Annotated in this window: 18 protein-coding genes; 16 read left to right on the forward strand and 2 right to left on the reverse strand. The window is 64.1% G+C overall.

What is annotated here, in order from left to right; genetic code table 11:
* The first annotated feature begins 170 nt into the window (after positions 1 to 170).
* The 16 genes from X733_RS145485 to X733_RS145410 all read left to right on the forward strand — a co-directional run bounded on the left by X733_RS145485 (position 171) and on the right by X733_RS145410 (position 16175).
* Positions 171 to 686 (forward strand): winged helix DNA-binding protein, encoded by a 516-nt coding sequence (locus X733_RS145485; protein ID WP_023672997.1) that lies wholly within the window; start codon positions 171 to 173, stop codon positions 684 to 686.
* Positions 687 to 1063: 377 nt separating this feature from the next.
* Positions 1064 to 2317, forward strand: a complete 1254-nt coding sequence (locus X733_RS145480) for a L,D-transpeptidase family protein (RefSeq protein ID WP_023682396.1) — start codon at positions 1064 to 1066, stop codon at positions 2315 to 2317.
* 57 nt (positions 2318 to 2374) lie between these two features.
* Entirely contained in the window at positions 2375 to 2668 is a 294-nt protein-coding gene (locus X733_RS145475) for a hypothetical protein (RefSeq protein WP_023819338.1), read from the forward strand.
* A 171-nt stretch (positions 2669 to 2839) separates the two neighbouring features.
* Positions 2840 to 4153 carry a serine hydroxymethyltransferase gene (gene glyA, locus X733_RS145470; RefSeq protein WP_023819339.1) on the forward strand — a complete coding sequence of 438 codons (1314 nt, stop codon included), beginning with the start codon at positions 2840 to 2842 and terminating at the stop codon, positions 4151 to 4153.
* An 80-nt stretch (positions 4154 to 4233) separates the two neighbouring features.
* Entirely contained in the window at positions 4234 to 4818 is a 585-nt protein-coding gene (locus X733_RS145465; protein WP_023819340.1) for a hypothetical protein, read from the forward strand.
* A gap of 138 nt (positions 4819 to 4956) precedes the next feature.
* Complete coding sequence (gene nrdR / locus X733_RS145460) at positions 4957 to 5451, forward strand: transcriptional regulator NrdR (protein WP_023669351.1); 495 nt, start codon at positions 4957 to 4959, stop codon at positions 5449 to 5451.
* Positions 5452 to 5453: 2 nt separating this feature from the next.
* Positions 5454 to 6584 (forward strand): bifunctional diaminohydroxyphosphoribosylaminopyrimidine deaminase/5-amino-6-(5-phosphoribosylamino)uracil reductase RibD, encoded by a 1131-nt coding sequence (ribD, locus tag X733_RS145455; protein ID WP_023819341.1) that lies wholly within the window; start codon positions 5454 to 5456, stop codon positions 6582 to 6584.
* A 1-nt stretch (position 6585) separates the two neighbouring features.
* Entirely contained in the window at positions 6586 to 7203 is a 618-nt protein-coding gene (locus X733_RS145450) for a riboflavin synthase (protein ID WP_023669353.1), read from the forward strand.
* A 95-nt stretch (positions 7204 to 7298) separates the two neighbouring features.
* The gene (ribH, locus tag X733_RS145445) at positions 7299 to 7793 is read left to right on the forward strand and encodes a 6,7-dimethyl-8-ribityllumazine synthase (protein ID WP_023693260.1); all 495 of its coding nucleotides are present in this window, start codon (positions 7299 to 7301) and stop codon (positions 7791 to 7793) included.
* On the forward strand, positions 7790 to 8290 hold the full coding sequence (gene nusB / locus X733_RS145440) for a transcription antitermination factor NusB (RefSeq protein ID WP_023682390.1): 501 nt from the start codon (positions 7790 to 7792) through the stop codon (positions 8288 to 8290). The genes ribH and nusB overlap by 4 nt, the downstream gene beginning before the upstream one ends.
* Positions 8287 to 9504, forward strand: a complete 1218-nt coding sequence (locus X733_RS145435; protein ID WP_023819342.1) for an MFS transporter — start codon at positions 8287 to 8289, stop codon at positions 9502 to 9504. The genes nusB and X733_RS145435 overlap by 4 nt, the downstream gene beginning before the upstream one ends.
* Positions 9505 to 9682: 178 nt before the next feature.
* A complete protein-coding gene (locus tag X733_RS145430; protein WP_023689505.1) occupies positions 9683 to 10594 on the forward strand; it encodes an ABC transporter substrate-binding protein in 912 nt (303 codons plus the stop codon).
* 316 nt (positions 10595 to 10910) lie between these two features.
* A complete protein-coding gene (locus X733_RS145425; RefSeq protein ID WP_023819343.1) occupies positions 10911 to 12074 on the forward strand; it encodes an ABC transporter permease in 1164 nt (387 codons plus the stop codon).
* Positions 12071 to 13009: an ABC transporter ATP-binding protein gene (locus X733_RS145420; RefSeq protein ID WP_023819344.1), complete on the forward strand. Its 939-nt coding sequence runs from the start codon at positions 12071 to 12073 to the stop codon at positions 13007 to 13009. The genes X733_RS145425 and X733_RS145420 overlap by 4 nt, the downstream gene beginning before the upstream one ends.
* On the forward strand, positions 13006 to 13773 hold the full coding sequence (locus X733_RS145415; protein ID WP_023819345.1) for an ABC transporter permease: 768 nt from the start codon (positions 13006 to 13008) through the stop codon (positions 13771 to 13773). The genes X733_RS145420 and X733_RS145415 overlap by 4 nt, the downstream gene beginning before the upstream one ends.
* Before the next feature lie 260 nt (positions 13774 to 14033).
* Positions 14034 to 16175, forward strand: a complete 2142-nt coding sequence (locus tag X733_RS145410; protein ID WP_023689501.1) for a sodium-translocating pyrophosphatase — start codon at positions 14034 to 14036, stop codon at positions 16173 to 16175.
* Positions 16176 to 16252: 77 nt separating this feature from the next.
* Here the strand turns inward: X733_RS145410 and X733_RS145405 are convergent, their stop codons facing one another.
* The gene (locus tag X733_RS145405; protein WP_023734148.1) at positions 16253 to 17251 is read right to left on the reverse strand and encodes a glycosyltransferase family 2 protein; all 999 of its coding nucleotides are present in this window, start codon (positions 17249 to 17251) and stop codon (positions 16253 to 16255) included.
* 1 nt (position 17252) lies between these two features.
* Positions 17253 to 17798 carry a dTDP-4-dehydrorhamnose 3,5-epimerase family protein gene (locus tag X733_RS145400; protein WP_245274471.1) on the reverse strand — a complete coding sequence of 182 codons (546 nt, stop codon included), beginning with the start codon at positions 17796 to 17798 and terminating at the stop codon, positions 17253 to 17255.
* Positions 17799 to 17904: the final 106 nt, after the last annotated feature.

The following is a 17904-nucleotide window of genomic DNA, read 5'->3' on the forward strand; positions in this document are numbered from 1 at the left end:
GGTTAATTATCCTTGCTCGGGTGACCGTTCGTTAAGCGTCTTGCGAAACCTATTACCGGTAAGCTCTTGTTAGCCCTAGCGTTTAAGTCGAATTTTATGAGTATTCGATAGTGTCGCAATCAAGGTGAAAAACAAAAAATCACCAGGGCGACAAACGAGAGGCAAAGACAATGATCAATTCGCGTCCGGCGGCGAAGACCGCCAACGTATCCGACGATCGCCGCGAGGCTATCCGTTCGCTTTACATGGAATCGCTTCAGCTGGTGGAGCGTTTGCATCGCCGTCTGCTTGACGTGATCAAGGACGAGTTCGACCGCAACGGCCGTTCCGACATCAATGCCATCCAGGCGCTGCTTCTGTTCAATATCGGCAATTCCGAATTGACCGCCGGCGAGCTGCGCTCGCGTGGCTACTATCTCGGCTCGAACGTCTCCTACAATCTGAAGAAGCTGGTCGATCTCGGCTTCATCAACCACCAGCGCTCGCGCATCGACCGCCGTTCGGTCCGCGTTTCGCTGACGCCGAAGGGCAATGAAGTGGCGGAAGTCGTCGCCGGTCTCTATGAGCGCCATGTCGGCTCGATCGAACAGGTCGGCGGCATCAACAGCGAAGAGTTCAAGCAGATGAACCGCGCGCTGCAGCGCCTCGACCGCTTCTGGAACGACACCATCGCCTACCGGATGTAATCAGCGGGCATTGAATAGCAGCTGCGCCGGAAGAAGCGCGGCCGGAGGAAAGTCTCAGCCAACAGGCCGGTGCCGAAAAGCACCGGCCTTTTCTTTTCGAGCCGCCGGCGCTTCCAAATTCGGCGTAAGCCACGTTGCCGCCATATTCGCGGTGGAAGCGAGGAGGCGGGTGATGCGGCGGCGGAAGCTGTTCGCGCGCCTGTAAGGTCGCATCGCGGTCCGCTTTTCACGGCTCAGTGATGCAGGTCATGGTTGGCTAATTGTTAACAGTGCCAACTTTAGAGTGCGGGCGATATCGCCCAAGATCGAGCACGTAGCCGAACGCTGCAACAGCCAAACGCTAGAAGCCAAACACGACAAGAATGTCTGGAACGTCCATGAGAACCAGCCGCCGCTTTTTTCTTTCCGGAGCTTCCGCGCTCGCCGTGGCCATGGTTGCCAATGCCGCCAGCGCGCAGGATGTCATCGATGATATCCTGAAATCGTCGAACCGCGGCAATTGGGACGACCAGTTCGATGCCCGCGCCTCCGAAGGCGGCAAGGTCGCCTCGACGCTGCCGATCTTCAGCCTGCAGACGGTTGCCTTCACCGAACAGGCTGTGGCGCAGTATCAGAACATCGTCGCCCAGGGCGGCTGGGGCGAGGTGCCGGCGACAAAGAAGCTGCAGCTTGGCGTCGACGATCCGGACGTGGTGCCGCTGCGCAAGCGGCTGATGGTTTCGGGCGATCTGGCGCAGAGCGCCGGCATTTCGACGTCGTTCGATTCCTACGTCGACGCCGCGGTCAAGCGCTTCCAGGCGCGCCATGGCCTGCCGGCCGACGGCGCCATGGGCAAATACACCTATGCCGCGATGAACGTTTCGGCGCAGATCCGCCTCGGTCAGCTGCAGACCAATCTGGAGCGCCTGCGCGAAAAGGCCGGCACGCTGGGCAGCCGTTATGTGCTGGTCGATATCCCGGCGGCACAGATCGAGGCGGTCGAGAACGATCGCGTCGTGCTGCGCCACACCGCAATCGTCGGCAAGATCGACCGCCAGACCCCGGTGGTCAATTCCAAGATCAACGAGATCATCGTCAATCCTTACTGGAACGCGCCGGTCTCGATCGTGCGTAAAGACATCATTCCGCTGATGCGGAAGAACCCCGACTATCTCAAGGACAGCCATATCCGCCTGTTTGCGCCGGATGGCAGCGAAGTCGATCCGATGACTGTCGATTGGTCGACGGATGATGCCGCAAAATACCGCTTCCGCCAGGATCCGGGTTCCGGCAACGCCATGGCCTCGGTGAAGATCAACTTCCCCAGCCCCGACGGCGTCTACATGCACGACACGCCGCAGCAAAGCCTGTTCGGCAAGATGATGCGCTTCGATTCCTCGGGCTGCGTGCGCGTGCAGAACGTGCGCGACCTCGTCACCTGGATCCTGCGCGACACGCCCGGCTGGGATCGCCAGCATTTCGAGGCGACCATCAAGACCGGGGAGAACACGCCGGTGCAGGTCGTCAACCCGGTTCCGGTCCACTTCCTCTATGTGTCGGCCTGGTCGACGGGTCCGGGCGTCGTGCAGTTCCGCGACGATGTCTACGCGCTCGATGGCGCCAGCGAACTGCAGATCACCTCTTCGCTCTAAGCGGCTGATCTCATTTAGGAAAGGCCACCGCAAGGTGGCCTTTCCGTTCGAAGTCCCATGAGGCGGGGCTGGTGGTGCTGGCCATGCGCCAGGCTTGCCGCCGCCGAGAACATCGTCGCCGGCTACCGGCGCCGCATCGCCACTTCGGACGAGGCCGATGACGCCCGGGCCGAGGCCCGCGAAGCCGGGCGGCTGGAGCTCGAAATGCGGCTTGCCGGCATCGAGGCCGAGCGCACCGCCGTGCGCGACATGTTAAGCAGCGGCGCGATCAACGACCACACGGCGAGGGCGTTGTTTACCGAGATCACGCTCACCGAAGCCTTGCTGCAGGGGCGGCAGGAGCGAAAATAGCGGTTCAGGGCCGCTCTGGCGCAATCCGGCCAGCAAATTTCGCGCTGCAAACGTGGCGAGGCGAAAACAACTGTGTTAATGGCGCGGCAATGCATGTCGCCCGGAACCGTGCAGCGGTTTCGGGGCAACGATATGCATAGATAAATGCCCCGAACCGAAGGATTTCAGGCGATGGCAACTGCAGCGGCAGCGTCGAACAAGTTCGAATCGTTCTTCGAAACCACGCTGGAAGATGCCGATCCGGAGATCTTCGGCTCGATCCGCAACGAGCTTGGCCGCCAGCGTCACGAGATCGAGCTGATCGCCTCGGAAAACATCGTTTCGCGCGCCGTGCTCGAGGCGCAGGGCTCGATCATGACCAACAAATACGCCGAGGGTTATCCGGGCAAGCGCTATTATGGCGGCTGCCAGTTCGTCGACGTCGCCGAGGAACTCGCCATCGAGCGCGCCAAAAAGCTGTTCGGCTGCAACTTCGCCAATGTCCAGCCGAATTCCGGCAGCCAGATGAACCAGGCGGTCTTCCTGGCGCTCTTGCAGCCCGGCGACACCTTCATGGGCCTCGACCTGAATTCCGGCGGCCACCTGACGCACGGCTCGCCCGTCAACATGAGCGGCAAATGGTTCAAGGTCGTTTCCTACGGCGTGCGCAAGGACGACCATCTGCTCGACATGGACGCGATCGAAAAGACCGCGCATGAGACCAAGCCGAAGCTGATCCTGGCCGGCGGCACCGCCTATTCGCGCATCTGGGACTGGAAGCGCTTTCGCGAGATCGCCGATGCGGTCGGCGCCTATCTGATGGTCGACATGGCCCATATCGCCGGCCTGGTTGCCGGCGGCGTGCATCCGTCACCGCTGCCGCACGCCCATGTGGTCACCACAACCACGCACAAGTCGCTGCGCGGCCCGCGCGGCGGCATGATCCTGTGCAATGACGAGGACATCGCCAAGAAGATGAACTCGGCGGTTTTCCCCGGCCTGCAGGGCGGGCCGCTGATGCATGTCATCGCCGCCAAGGCGGTCGCCTTTGGCGAGGCGCTGAAGCCGAGTTTCAAACTCTATGCCGAGAGCGTCGCCGCCAACGCCAAGGCGCTGGCGTCGAGCCTCAAGGAAACCGGCCTCGACATCGTCTCCGGCGGCACCGACAATCATCTGATGCTGGTCGATCTCAGGCCCAAGAACGCCACCGGCAAGCGCGCCGAGGCAGCGCTCGGCCGCGCCAACATCACCTGCAACAAGAACGGCATCCCGTTCGATCCGGAAAAGCCTTTCGTCACCTCTGGCGTGCGTCTGGGCACGCCGGCCGGCACCACGCGCGGCTTCGGCCATGCCGAGTTCCGCGAGATCGGCAAGCTGATCGCCGAAGTGCTGGACGGGCTGAAGGTCGCCAATTCCGACGAAGGCAATGCGGCGGTCGAGGCGGCGGTGAAGGCCAAGGTCGTGGCGCTGACCGATAGTTTCCCGCTCTATCCCTATCTCGGTTGACCGCCAGCGGCGCTTCGTCTTTTATCCCGCGCTCTGCGCCGGTTGCTGTTCGGGCGGCGCGGCCTGTTGGAGATCTGACGATGCGCATGTTCCATCCTGCCGTTCTGGCCTTTCTCGGCTCGCTTGCCGCTGTCGCCGTGTCGGGCGCGATCGCCCAGGAGCAGACGCAGCCGGGCACGGATATCCCGGGCACCAACACCTTTCGCAGGTGGACCACCATCATTGATGCGCTCGACACCGGCCAGGATTCGCACAAGACCTGTGCGGCCTCCACGGCCTTTCTCGACGGCAACGGCAATGCCGGCACGCTGACGCTTTCGATCTCGACTGGCGACGCCCTGCCGCCCGATGCCTATCCGGCGATCATGTTCACGATCGCCAACAAGGACCTGCCGACCGGCAAGAAGATCGCCGCGACCTTTGGCGACCCCGGCGTCAAGGTTTCCGCGACCGTCTATTCCAATGATGCCGGCCGCCCGAGCTGGACCGTCGACAACCAGGTCAAGACCAGTCTCGCTTTGCTGCGGGCCATGCGCCAGGTCATCTCGCTCGATGTGACGTTCGGCAAGCAGGCTGTCGCCAGCATCCCGATGGATGGCTTCACCAAGGCCTACCGCAACCTCGGAACGTCCTGCGGCTTCCCGACCAAGGACGTCGCGCCCTGACCTATCTGGCGCGGCTGGCAATTTTCCTCCCGCCTCGCTATCTCTGAGGGCGCGAGCGGCCGTTGCCGAACCTTTGCCGTCCCGGCAAAAACCTCTAAGCCTATCGTTCCGCCAGAATCGCCAACCTGAAGGCTCTCTATGCGCTGTCCCTATTGCCAGTCCGAAGATACGCAGGTGAAGGATTCGCGCCCCGCCGAGGATGGCGCGGCGATCCGCCGGCGGCGCGTCTGTCCCGATTGCGGTGGCCGTTTCACCACCTTCGAGCGCGTCCAGCTGCGCGATCTCGTTGTGGTCAAGAAGTCCGGCAGAAAGGTGCCGTTCGACCGCGACAAGCTCTTGCGTTCGGTGGAGATCGCGGTGCGCAAGCGCAATGTCGATCCCGAGCGCATCGACCGCGCCGTCACCGGCATCGTGCGCCAGCTCGAAAGCTCCGGCGAGACTGAAATCGCCTCGGGCGAGGTCGGCCGGCTCGTCATGGAAGCGCTGAAGTCGCTCGACGACGTCGCCTATGTCCGCTTCGCCTCTGTCTATCGCAATTTCCGCGAGGCCAAGGATTTCCACGATGTGCTGGGTGAGCTCAAAGGTGACGAACTCAAAGGCGACGAGCTGAAGAGCGAAGAGGACGCCGGCTGAGCATGGCAAGCCAAACGTCAGGGAAGGCCGATCAGCAGGCCCTCGATCGCCGCTTCATGGCCGCAGCGCTGAGGCTCTCGCGCAGAAATGCCGGCCGCACGTCGACCAACCCTTCCGTCGGCACCATCATCGTTCGCGACGATGGCGCCGGGCCGACGATCGTCGGCACCGGCGTCACCGCCGTCGGCGGCCGGCCGCATGCCGAGACCGAGGCGTTGGCTGAAGCCGGCGAGTTGGCGCGCGGCGCCACGGCCTATGTCACGCTGGAGCCCTGCGCCCACCATGGCCGCACCCCGCCTTGCGCCAACGCGCTGGTCAATGCCGGAGTGGCGCGGGTCGTCGGCGCCGCCAGCGATCCCGATCCGCGCGTCTCCGGCAAGGGCTATGCCATCCTGCGCGCCGCCGGCATCGAAGTGGTCGAAAAGGTGCTGGTTGAGGAAGCCGCCGAGCAGATGGCCGGCTATTTGATTCGATCCCTGAAAAAGCGTCCGGAAGTGACTCTGAAGCTTGCGCTTTCCAGCGACGGCAAGATCGGCAGGCATGGCGCCGGCCAGGTCGCGATCACCGGCGATGTCGCCCGCCGCGAAGTCTATCTGATGCGCGCCGAAGCCGATGGCATCCTGGTCGGCATCGGCACGGCGCTGGAGGATGATCCGGCGCTCACCGTGCGGCTGCCGGGGCTGGAGAACCGCTCGCCGGCGCGCATCGTGCTCGACCGCCAGATCAGGCTGCCCGAAGCCTCGAAGCTGGTCTCCGGCATCGACCGGGTGCCGCTCTATATCGCCGCGAGCCTGGAGGCCGACCCGCTGCGGCGGTCGGTGCTGGAGCGTGCCGGTGTGCGCTTCATCGGCACCGAAACCCATGAAGGCGGCATTGCCTTGCCGGAACTGCTCGAGGATCTCGGCGCGCTCGGCATGGCCAGCGTTCTGGTCGAAGGCGGCGCCAAGGTGGCCAGCGCCTTCCTCGCCGAGGGATTGGTCGACCGCATCGTGCTGTTCCAGGGACCGGAAGCGATCGGCGAGGGCGGCATTGCATCGCCCATCGACGCCAACCATATCCCGGCAGGCTTCCGCAAATTGCGCGAGATGCGCTTCGGGGAAGACAGCTATGCCGAATGGGTGAGAGATATCTGAAATGTTCACTGGAATTGTCACCGATATCGGCACTGTCGCGGCCATCAAGCCGCTGAGCGAAGGCGTCGGCCTGCGCATCGACACTGCCTATGATCCCGCGACCATCGCTATTGGCGCCTCGATTTCCTGCGGTGGCGTCTGCCTGACGGTGACGGCGCTGCCAGATGGCGGCTCGAATGCCCGCTGGTTCGAGGTCGAAGCCTGGGAAGAGGCACTGAGGCTGACCACGGCGTCGGGCTGGAAATCAGGCACCAAGGTCAATCTCGAGCGGGCACTGAAGATCGGCGACGAACTCGGCGGCCACATCGTGTCGGGCCATGTCGATGGCATGGCCGAAATCGTCGAGCGCAAGGACGAGGGCGATGCCGTGCGCTTCACGCTGGAGGCGCCGCGCGAACTGGCGAAATTCATCGCGCCCAAGGGTTCCGTCGCACTCGACGGCACCTCGCTTACCGTCAACAAGGTCGAAGGCGCCCGTTTCGACGTGCTGTTGATCCACCATTCGCTGACCGTGACGACCTGGGGCGAGCGCAAGGTGGGCGACAAGGTCAACCTCGAGATCGACACCATGGCCCGCTACGCCGCGCGACTGGTCGAGGCGGTGAAAGAGGGGCTTTGAGCCCCCCTGGGAAATTAGACCGGGCCTGAGCGTCGGACAAAGCTTGCGAATGTGACCGCTTCGGCCTAAGTCACCGGCTACCCCCGGAGACATTCATGGCAGGCACATCCCAACACGGCAAAGCGTTCATTCGCCCGAAGAAGAAGGCCCACCTTCTGATTATCGAGGCGCGCTTTCATGACGATCTTGCCGACGCGCTACTCGACGGCGCGACGAGCGCGCTCGACGAAGCCGGCGCGACCTATGACGTCGTCACCGTTCCCGGTTCGCTGGAAATTCCAGCAGTGATCACTTTTGCGCTCGACGGCATGGGCGAGGGCGGCAAGGACTATGATGGTTTTGTCGCGCTCGGCACCATCATTCGTGGCGACACTTATCATTTCGACATCGTCGCCAATGAATCGAGCCGCGCGCTGATGGATCTCTCGGTGCAGGAAGCGATTGCGATCGGCAACGGCATCCTGACCACCGAGAACGACGCGCAGGCCTGGACGCGCGCCAAGCGCTCGGAGGGCGACAAGGGCGGCTTTGCCGCGCGCGCGGCGCTGACCATGATCGCGCTCAAGGAGAAGCTGGGAGCGCAATCGTGAGCGAACCCGCTTCGCCCGGCCAGCCCGCGATACGCCACGCCAACAAGCGTGGCGCCGCCCGTCTGGCCGCCGTGCAGGCGCTTTACCAGATGGACGTGGCCGGCAGCGGCGTCTTCGAGATCACCGCCGAATACGAGGCGTTCCGGCTCGGCAAGGAAGTCGACGGCGCGCTTTATCGCGAGGCCGACGCGCAGTGGTTCCGCGCAATCCTGGCCGGCGTCGTCGAGAACCAGACGACCATCGATCCGATCATACGCCAGGCGCTGACGGAAGACTGGCCGCTGTCCAGACTCGATTCGACATTGCGCGCCATCCTGCGCGCCGGCGTCTACGAACTGATGAAGCGCGACGACGTGCCGGTGGCCGTCATCGTTTCGGAATATGTCGACATCGCCAAGGCCTTCTACGAGGAAGACGAGCCGAAGCTGACCAACGCCGTGCTCGACCGTGTGTCGCGCCGGGTGCGGGGCGAGGGGCGCGGCAAGGACGCATTGTGACCGGCACCGTCGCCGGCGCAGCACGGGACGCGCGCCGCACGGCGATCATCCTGGCGACGTCGCAGGCGATTATCGGTTCGGCCGCGCCGATTGCCATTTCCATGGGCGGGCTGGCCGGGCAATATCTGCTTGGCCCCGATAAGTCGCTGGCAACGGCGCCAATCACCGGCTTCAACATCGGCGTGGCGCTCGGCGCGTTGCCGGCCGCGGCCATCATCCGCTGGCTCGGCCAGCGCGGCGGCTTCATGACCGGCACCATCGTGACCGCGCTTGGCGGCGTCATCTCCACGCTGGCACTGTTCCACGCCAGCTTCTGGCTGTTCGCTTTCGCGCTGCTGGTGATCGGCGTCGGCGGCGCCTTCGTCCAGCAGTTCCGCTTCGCCGCCGCCGATAATGCTCCGCCCGAATTCAAGGCGCGCGCCATTTCCTTCGTGCTGGCCGGCGGCGTCATCACCGCGATCCTCGGGCCGCAGATCGTCATCTTCACCCGCGAATTGCTGGCGCCGGTGATGTTTGCCGGCTCGTTCGTGGCCATTCCGGTTCTGGCGGCGGCCGGCGCCATCATCCTGTCATTCCTGCGCATCCCGGCCAAGGCTCCCGGCCACGCGGAAGTCGCGTCAAGCGACGCCCGGCCGCTGTCCGATATCGTCACCCGGCCGCGTTTTGTCGCGGCGCTGTTTTGCGCCGTCGGCAGCTATGCGCTGATGAGTTTCGTCATGACCGGCGCGCCGCTGGCCATGGTCGGCTGCGGCCTGTCGACAGACGACGCCACGCTCGGCATTTCCTGGCATGTGATGGCGATGTTTGCGCCGAGCTTCTTCACCGGATCGCTGATCCATCGCTTCGGCGCCGAACGCATCGTCGCCACCGGCCTGGTCCTGCTCATCGGCTGCGCCGCGGTGGCATTGTCCGGCCTGCATTTGTGGCAGTTCTGGACGGCGCTGATCCTGCTTGGCCTCGGCTGGAATTTTGCCTTCATCGGCGCCACCTCCATGGTCGCCGACAGCTACCATCCGTCCGAAAAGAGCAAGGTGCAGGGCTTCCACGACTTCGTCCTGTTCGGCTCCGTCGCCTTCGCCTCGCTAATGTCGGGCGCCATCTATAATGCCTGGGGCTGGGAGATGCTGAACTGGCTGGTTTTCCCGGTCGTCGCCCTCTGCTTCGTCGCCCTTGGCGCGCTCAAACTGACCGGATCGCGCAAAGCCCGCGCCTGATCCGGTTCTATCTTTGGCTTGGCACGACGTGTCAGCATGGCGGCGGCCGAAATCGCGGCGACCGCACAAAATTATTGCGTCTGTACCCATTGTTATGAAACCGTGTGCCCCGACGGGGCGTTGAAGCCATGCTCATATGCGGCCACCGCATTTCGGTCCAAAGCAAGGGGTTTTCACAATGTTTTCAGTCAAGATTCTGGCCGGCGCGGCGTTGGCGCTCGGCATCACGGCCGCCTCCGCCAATGCCCAGGTGGTCGTCTCCTCGAAGATCGACACCGAGGGCGGCGTGCTCGGCAACATCATCCAGCTTGTGCTCAACGCCAACAACATCAAGACCACCGACCGCATCCAGCTCGGCGGCACGCCGGTGGTACGCAAGGCGATCACTGCCGGCGAGATCGACATCTATCCCGAGTACACCGGCAATGCCGCTTTCTTCTTCGAGAAGGCCGACGATCCGGTCTGGAAGGATGCCGCCAAGGCCTATGAGACCGCCAAGAAGCTCGACTATGATGCCAACAAGATCGTCTGGCTGTCGCCGTCACCGGCCAACAACACCTGGGCGATCGCGCTGCGCAAGGAGGTTGCCGAGACCAACAAGCTGGCAACCCTGACCGACTTCGGCAAATACGTCGCCGGCGGCGGCACGGTGGTTTTGGCGGCGTCGGCTGAGTTCGTCAATTCGGCGGCAGCCCTGCCGGCGTTCCAGACCACTTACGGCTTCACGCTGAAGCCCGAGCAGTTGATCACGCTTTCGGGCGGCGACACCGCCGCGACAATCGGTGCTGCCGCCAACCAGACCAACGGCGCCAACGCCGCCATGGTCTACGGCACCGACGGCGGCATCGCGCCGTCCGGCCTGGTCGTGCTCGCCGACGACAAGGGCGTGCAGCCGGTCTACCAGCCGGCGCCGATCATCCGCGAAGCGGTGCTGAAAGAGCATCCGGAGATCGAGACGCTGTTGAAGCCGGTGTTCGCCAAGCTCGACCTCGTCACGCTGCAGGAACTCAACGGCCGCGTCCAGGTCGGCGGCGAGCCGGTCAAGGGTGTCGCCGAGGACTTTTTGAAGAAGAACGGGTTTTTGAAGTAGTCAGCGCATAGCTGATCGTGACGCTGGTGCGAGACACCCCTCTCTGGAAGCTGCTGATCTCCCCCCTTGCGGGGGAGATGTCCGGCAGGACAGAGGGGGGTGCTGTCCCGCCGACCTCACAACCGGTAGCAGGTGCGTGCCTCGACAGGGTTGCTTCTGAACAAGCCGACGCTCGAAAGCTGGCGATCCTTCACACCCCCCTCTGGCCTGCCGGCCATCTCCCCCGCAAAGAGGGAGATCGGATTTCGCGTCGGCTTGCGCCGATCACCAGCGTAGTCTGCGCAACGTGGAAAATCGCTCCTCATGAGGGGCATCCATGACCCTGCGTTTCGACAAGCTCGGCATGGTTATCGCGGCGATCGTTGCCTATGCGGCGTTTCTGGCTCCGTTCGCCACCTTCCGCGCCAATCGTATCGTTCCCGGTCAGGCGCGCTCGATCCTGGAGGCGCTGCCGGCCACAGTCGGGCCGCTACTGCTGGCGATCGTCGTCGTGGCCGCAATTGTTGCCTTGCTGAAAACCCCGCTTGTCCTGCGCCTGGCCGCAAGCGTCGTGGCGCTCGCCGCCCTTGCCATCCTGATCGGTGTCGCCGGCACCTTCCTGATGCCGGCCGGCAACACCTTCGCCCGCATCTCGCCGGCTTCCGGGTTCTGGCTGTTGATCTTTGCCTTCACATTGTTGCTCGCCGACGTGCTGACCAGGCTCAACCTGTCGCCACCTGCCCGCATCGGCGTGCTCGTCCTCGCGGCGCTGGCCGTCGGCTTGTTGCTGATATCGGGGCAGTGGGACAGCCTGTCGATCCTCAAGGAATATGCAAACCGCGCCGATAGTTTCTGGGCCGAAGGCTCCAAGCACATCACACTGGCGCTGGGGTCGCTGGCGGCGGCGGTGATCGTCGGCCTGCCGCTCGGCATCCTGTGCCACCGCGTCGAACGGTTGCGGGCCGGCGTGCTCAATGTGCTCAACATCGTCCAGACCATACCCTCGATCGCGCTGTTCGGCCTGCTGATCGCGCCGCTGGGCTGGGTCGCCGCGCATGTTCCGGGTGCCGCAGCGCTCGGTATCAGAGGCATCGGCACCGCGCCCGCCTTCGTGGCTTTGTTCCTCTATTCGCTGCTGCCGGTGGTGGCCAACACCGTGGTCGGGCTTGCCGGCGTACCCCGCGCGGCCAATGATGCAGCGCGCGGCATGGGCATGACCGATGGCCAGCGCCTGTTCGGCGTCGAGTTTCCGTTGGCCTTTCCGGTGATCCTCACCGGCATCCGCATCGTGCTGGTGCAGAACATCGGCCTGGCCACCATCGCCGCACTCATCGGCGGCGGCGGCTTCGGTGTGTTTGTGTTTCAGGGCGTTGGCCAGACGGCGATGGACCTGGTGCTGCTGGGCGCCGTGCCGACGGTGGCGCTGGCTTTTGCCGCGGCCATCATCCTCGACGCAGTAATCGAAATGACCGCCACCAGGCGCATGGTTGAAACGGCATGATCGAGATCGAAGGCATTACCAAGCGCTATGACGCGACGACCGTGGTCAACGACGTGTCCATGGTCGTCGAGCCGCGCACGGTTTGCGTCATTGTCGGTACCTCCGGTTCCGGCAAGACGACGCTGCTGCGAATGATCAACCGGCTGGTCGAGCCGACCGCCGGCGTCATCAAGCTCGACGGCAACGACAACCGCACGCTGCCCGGCTACGAGCTGCGCCGCAGCATCGGCTACGCTATCCAGGGCCACGGCCTCTTCCCGCACCGCACCGTTGCGCAGAACATCGCCACCGTGCCGGTCCTGCTGGGCTGGGACAAGGACCGCATCAAGGCCCGCGTCGATGAGTTGATGACACTCTACCAGCTCGACCCCGAGGCCTATGGCCCGCGCTACCCGCACGAACTGTCCGGCGGGCAACAGCAGCGTGTCGGCGTCGCCCGCGCGCTCGCCGCCGAGCCCAATGTGCTTCTGATGGACGAACCGTTCGGCGCACTCGACCCGATCATCCGCACCAAGGCGCAGGAGGACCTGCTGGCAATCCAGAAGCGCTTCGGCACCACCATCATCCTCGTTACCCACGACATGGAGGAGGCGGTCCACATGGGCGACAAGATCGCCGTCATGGATGCCGGAAAGCTGGTGCAATACGCCAAGCCGGAAGAGATCCTGGCGCGGCCCGCGAACGCCTTCGTCGAAACCCTGGTCGGCGCCAGCGAAAAGCCGTTCCGGCTCTTGTCGCTCGGCCGCGTGCGCGACGCCGTGGAAAAGGGGACTGCCGAAGGCGAGGCGATCCCAGGCGACGCCAGCCAGCGCGACGCGCTGGCCGAGCTTCTGTGGTCGGGCCGGCCGGCGCTGCCGGTCAAGGGCGAAGACGGCAAGCTGCTCGGCCGCGTCACCGTCGACGGGCTGGTGAAGCGCGCGGCGAGGCCGGCATGAAAGGGGCCGGTCTAAAAGCCTGGCTGCCTTCGCTGCTCAGGCTTGCCCTGGTGGTGCTTCTCATAGCCTTCGTCACCAATCCCGGCTGGTTCGAGCCGCTGTTGAAGCCGCTGACCGAAAACAATGCGCCGGCGATCTACAATCAGGGCAGCCTGCTGACGCTCACGCTGCTGCATCTCAGGACCGTGCTGATCGCCACCGTCGCCGCCACCATCGTTGCGGTCGCACTCGCCATCCTGGTCACCAGGCCGGCGGGCGCCGAGTTCCTGCCGCTGTCGCGCAGCCTGGTCAATATCGGCCAGACCTTTCCGCCGGTGGCGGTGCTGGCGCTGGGGGTACCCGCCGTCGGTTTCGGCGAGAAGCCGACGCTGATTGCGCTGTTCCTCTACGGCCTGCTGCCGATCTTCGAGAACGCGCTGACCGGCCTCACAACGCTGCCGGGCAACATCATGGAGGCCGCGCGCGGCGCCGGCATGACGGGCTGGCAAAGACTGGTCAAGGTCGAATTGCCGCTGAGCGCGCCGATCATTCTGGGCGGAATAAGGCTGTCGGTGGTGATCAGCCTGGCCACGGCGACGATCGGCTCGACGGTTGCCGCCAAGACGCTGGGCGAGGTGATCATCGCCGGCCTGCTGTCCAACAATCTCGCCTTCGTCCTGCAAGGCGGCCTGATCGTCGCGGCGCTGGCGGTGCTGATCTATGACGGACTGTCCGCCATCGAGCGCTATACGGCGCGCAAGATGGGGCAGGAGACTGGCGACTGACCTTCGCTGGACTGCGGGCAAAGCATTGACTGACGCAGCGTCATTTCAACCGATCTAATAGCAAGGCATCGGCCACGGGAATGTTCTGGCCTAAACCTTTTGGCTGAAAGCGGGGCAAAAACCGAACAATATCTTGACGTTCCGAGCCCTGTTTCGCATACACCGCTGCGAAGGACGGATTCCGCCTAGGCTTATCCGCTCCCCGCACCAACGGCCCAGGGAGGGGTTCTTTTGGGCCATCAATCGAGGAAAATTCGGCAATGACCATCATTTCTGCCGTCATCGCCTGCGGCTTGCTTTCAATCCTTTACGCCATCTGGGCGACACGATCGGTTCTTGCAGCCGATCAGGGCAACGCACGCATGCAGGAAATCTCCGCCGCCATCCGCGAAGGCGCGCAAGCCTATCTGGCGCGCCAGTACACCACCATCGCCATCGTCGGCGTGGTCGTGCTTGTGCTCGCCTGGTGGCTGCTCTCGATCACCGCCGCGGTCGGCTTCCTGATCGGCGCCGTGCTCTCTGGCGCCGCCGGTTTCATCGGCATGCACGTCTCGGTGCGCGCCAATGTGCGCACCGCGCAGGCGGCGTCCAACAGCCTCGCCGCCGGTCTCGACATCGCCTTCAAGTCGGGCGCCATCACCGGTATGCTGGTGGCTGGCCTCGCGCTGCTCGGCGTGTCGATTTACTACTATATCCTGACCGGCCCGATGGGCCTGCAGCCCAATGACCGCATCGTCATCGATGCGCTGGTTTCGCTCGGCTTCGGCGCATCGCTGATCTCGATCTTCGCCCGTCTGGGCGGCGGCATCTTCACCAAGGGCGCCGACGTCGGCGGCGATCTCGTAGGCAAGGTCGAAGCCGGTATTCCCGAAGACGATCCCCGCAACCCGGCCACCATCGCCGACAATGTCGGCGACAATGTCGGTGACTGCGCCGGCATGGCCGCCGACCTCTTCGAGACCTATGCGGTGACCGTCGTTGCCACCATGGTGCTGGCTGCCATCTTCTTCGGCGGCACCGCCGCTCTGGGTGCGGCGATGCTCTATCCGCTCGCTATCTGCGGTGCCTGCATCCTGACCTCGATCGTCGGCACCTTCTTCGTCAAGCTCGGTTCCAACGGCTCGATCATGGGCGCCCTCTACAAAGGCCTGATCGTCACCGGCCTGCTGTCGATCGTCGGTCTCGGCGTCGCTACCTCGGCAACCGTCGGCTGGGGCGAGGTCGGCACCGTCGCCGGCATGACCATCATCGGCAAGAACCTGTTCATCTGCGGCCTGATCGGTCTCGTTGTGACCGGTCTCATCGTGGTGATCACCGAATACTATACCGGCACCAACAAGCGCCCGGTGAACTCCATCGCCCAGGCCTCGGTGACCGGTCACGGCACCAACGTCATCCAGGGACTTGCGGTGTCGCTCGAATCGACCGCACTGCCGGCAATCGTCATCGTCGGCGGCATCATCTCGACCTACCAGCTCGCCGGCCTGTTCGGCACGGCGATCGCGGTCACCACCATGCTCGGCCTTGCCGGCATGATCGTCGCCCTCGACGCCTTCGGCCCGGTCACCGACAATGCCGGCGGCATTGCCGAAATGGCCGGCCTGCCCAAGGAAGTGCGCCACTCCACCGACGCGCTCGACGCGGTCGGCAACACCACCAAGGCGGTGACCAAGGGCTATGCCATCGGTTCGGCCGGCCTCGGCGCGCTGGTGCTGTTTGCGGCCTATTCGAACGATTTGAAGTTCTTTGCCGCCAATGGCGACAAATATCCGTACTTCCAGGGCATGGGCGATGTCTCCTTCGACCTCTCCAATCCCTACGTCGTCGCCGGCCTGATCTTCGGCGGTCTGATCCCGTATCTGTTCGGCGGCATCGCCATGACGGCCGTCGGCCGTGCGGCCGGCGCCATCGTCGAGGAAGTGCGCAAGCAGTTCCGCGAGGATCCGGGCATCATGGCCGGCACCTCCAAGCCAAACTATGCGCGCGCCGTCGACCTTCTGACCAAGGCGGCGATCCGGGAAATGATCATCCCCTCGCTGCTGCCGGTGCTGGCGCCGCTCGTCGTCTATTTCGGCGTGCAGCTGATCTCGGGCTCCAAGGCGTCCGCCTTTGCGGCACTCGGCGCCTCGTTGCTCGGCGTCATCGTCAACGGCCTGTTCGTCGCCATCTCGATGACTTCGGGCGGCGGCGCCTGGGACAATGCCAAGAAGTCGTTCGAGGACGGTTTTGTCGACAAGGACGGCGTCAAGCACCTCAAGGGGTCCGAAGCGCACAAGGCTTCGGTCACCGGCGACACGGTTGGCGATCCCTACAAGGACACCGCCGGCCCGGCGGTCAACCCGGCAATCAAGATCACCAACATCGTGGCGCTTCTGCTGCTGGCCGTGCTCGCGCACGGCTGAGGCAAAGCCACTGATTCAAGAAAAAACCCGCGGAGCGATCCCGCGGGTTTTTGTTTGAGATTCATGCGGGGGTCTGTTCAGACCTCACCCGGCTCGCTGCCGGCATCGCCACGCTTGCTGTAGCGATCGAGCAATTCGCTCACGCCAGGCTCGCGCTCAGGCATCGGCGCCAGGCCACGCAGGCGCCGCAGCTTGGCGACGAAAGCGCCTCGCTTGTACTTGCGGCGGAAGGCGCGGGCGCGGGGATGGATGCCAAGAGCCGCCATCAGCCTGCGCCTGAGATAACTCGATGCCGCCAGGCGAATGGGTTCGCCCGCGCAGCCAAGGATTTTCACGCGCAAGGCGTCCGGCGTCTGCATGGCGTCCAGAAGATCCTTCTGTTCCTGCGCATTGTCGCCGAGATAGGAGCCCTTGCGTATGCCGGAATGCAGCTTGATCACGGTGAGGTGCGGCATCGTCGCGATCACCGCGCCCTTTCGCCATGCCCGAAACAGCCAGTCCTGCGAGCTTTCGCAAAAGCACTGGCTGGCGGGTCGCCAAGGTCCGAGCAGGCTGAACGAAGCGCGGCGAAACATGTGTGCCGAGCCAAATCCTTCCGTCGTGACGGGGTCGTAAAAACCATCCTTGCCGATCCCGAAGATCGAATTGACAGGATTGCCGGCCGCCGACGGCGGCTGGATGACGGCACCGCGCGCCAGCACCACGTCGGCGCCCGAGGCGTCGATCCAGCCGGTCATCGCCGCCAAATGGTCGGGAAACCACAGATCGTCGTGGTTGAGCAAGGCGACGAAGCGGCCACGCGCCCTGGCAAAGCCGATATTGTTGGGACCGGACTGTTCGCCGAAATTGACAGGAAGATCGATGTAGACGATGCGGGCATCGTCAAATTCAGCGACAACGGCCGCCGTATCCGGCCTGCAACCGTCGCCAATGACCAAGGCTTCCCAGTCTTGCAACGTCTGGCGCATGACGCTGGTCAATGCCTGCCGCAGTGCTGCCGGCCGGTTGTGCGTCGCGATCACGATCGAAACCAGCGGTTCGCCGCCGGCCTGATCGCGCTGCGCCGATGCTTCCACGCTACACCAGTCTGTAGGGAATGTGGTCGGTGTCTGGCGGCAGGCGCCAATGGTCGGGCTGATCGTAGGCATAGGCCTTGTCGACGAGGTTGAGCAGCACCGCCGTCTCCGCTCCGAGCGAAACAACACCGTGCCATATTCCGGGTGGAATGATGACGACCGCCGGGCGCAACGGGCCGATAATCTTGTGCCAGACGGCGCCGAAGGTCGGCGAGGCCTTGCGTCCGTCAAACAGCGAAATGCGAACGCTGCCGACGCAGCAGAACAGCCGGTCGGTCGTCACCGCGTGTGCATGCCAGCCCGTCACCGCGCCGGGATACAAGGTGCGTTGGAAGACCTGGCCGACCGGCTCCGAATCGAGCTCCCACTCCTGGCGAAAGATCTCGGTCAGATAGCCGGTGGAGGTTGCGACCGGCCTGATCTCCTTGACCCTCACGCCATCGATCGCCACCGGCTCGATGGGTATCCAGTCAGGCGTGACCACTTGGCCGTCAGCCGTTCCGGTCGCCATCCAGCCTGTCGGTTTTGTCCGGGTTTTTTCCGGCACGGATGCTCCTCCCAATTCAGCGTGATGCGCCATTGGCCAGCACGGTCTGATACGAATTTGACCGGTCGCTGGCAAGTACGCGTCAAGGTTTGCTGATAGGTTTCGA

Source organism: Mesorhizobium sp. L2C066B000, from assembly GCF_000502335.1.
Taxonomy (GTDB): domain Bacteria; phylum Pseudomonadota; class Alphaproteobacteria; order Rhizobiales; family Rhizobiaceae; genus Mesorhizobium.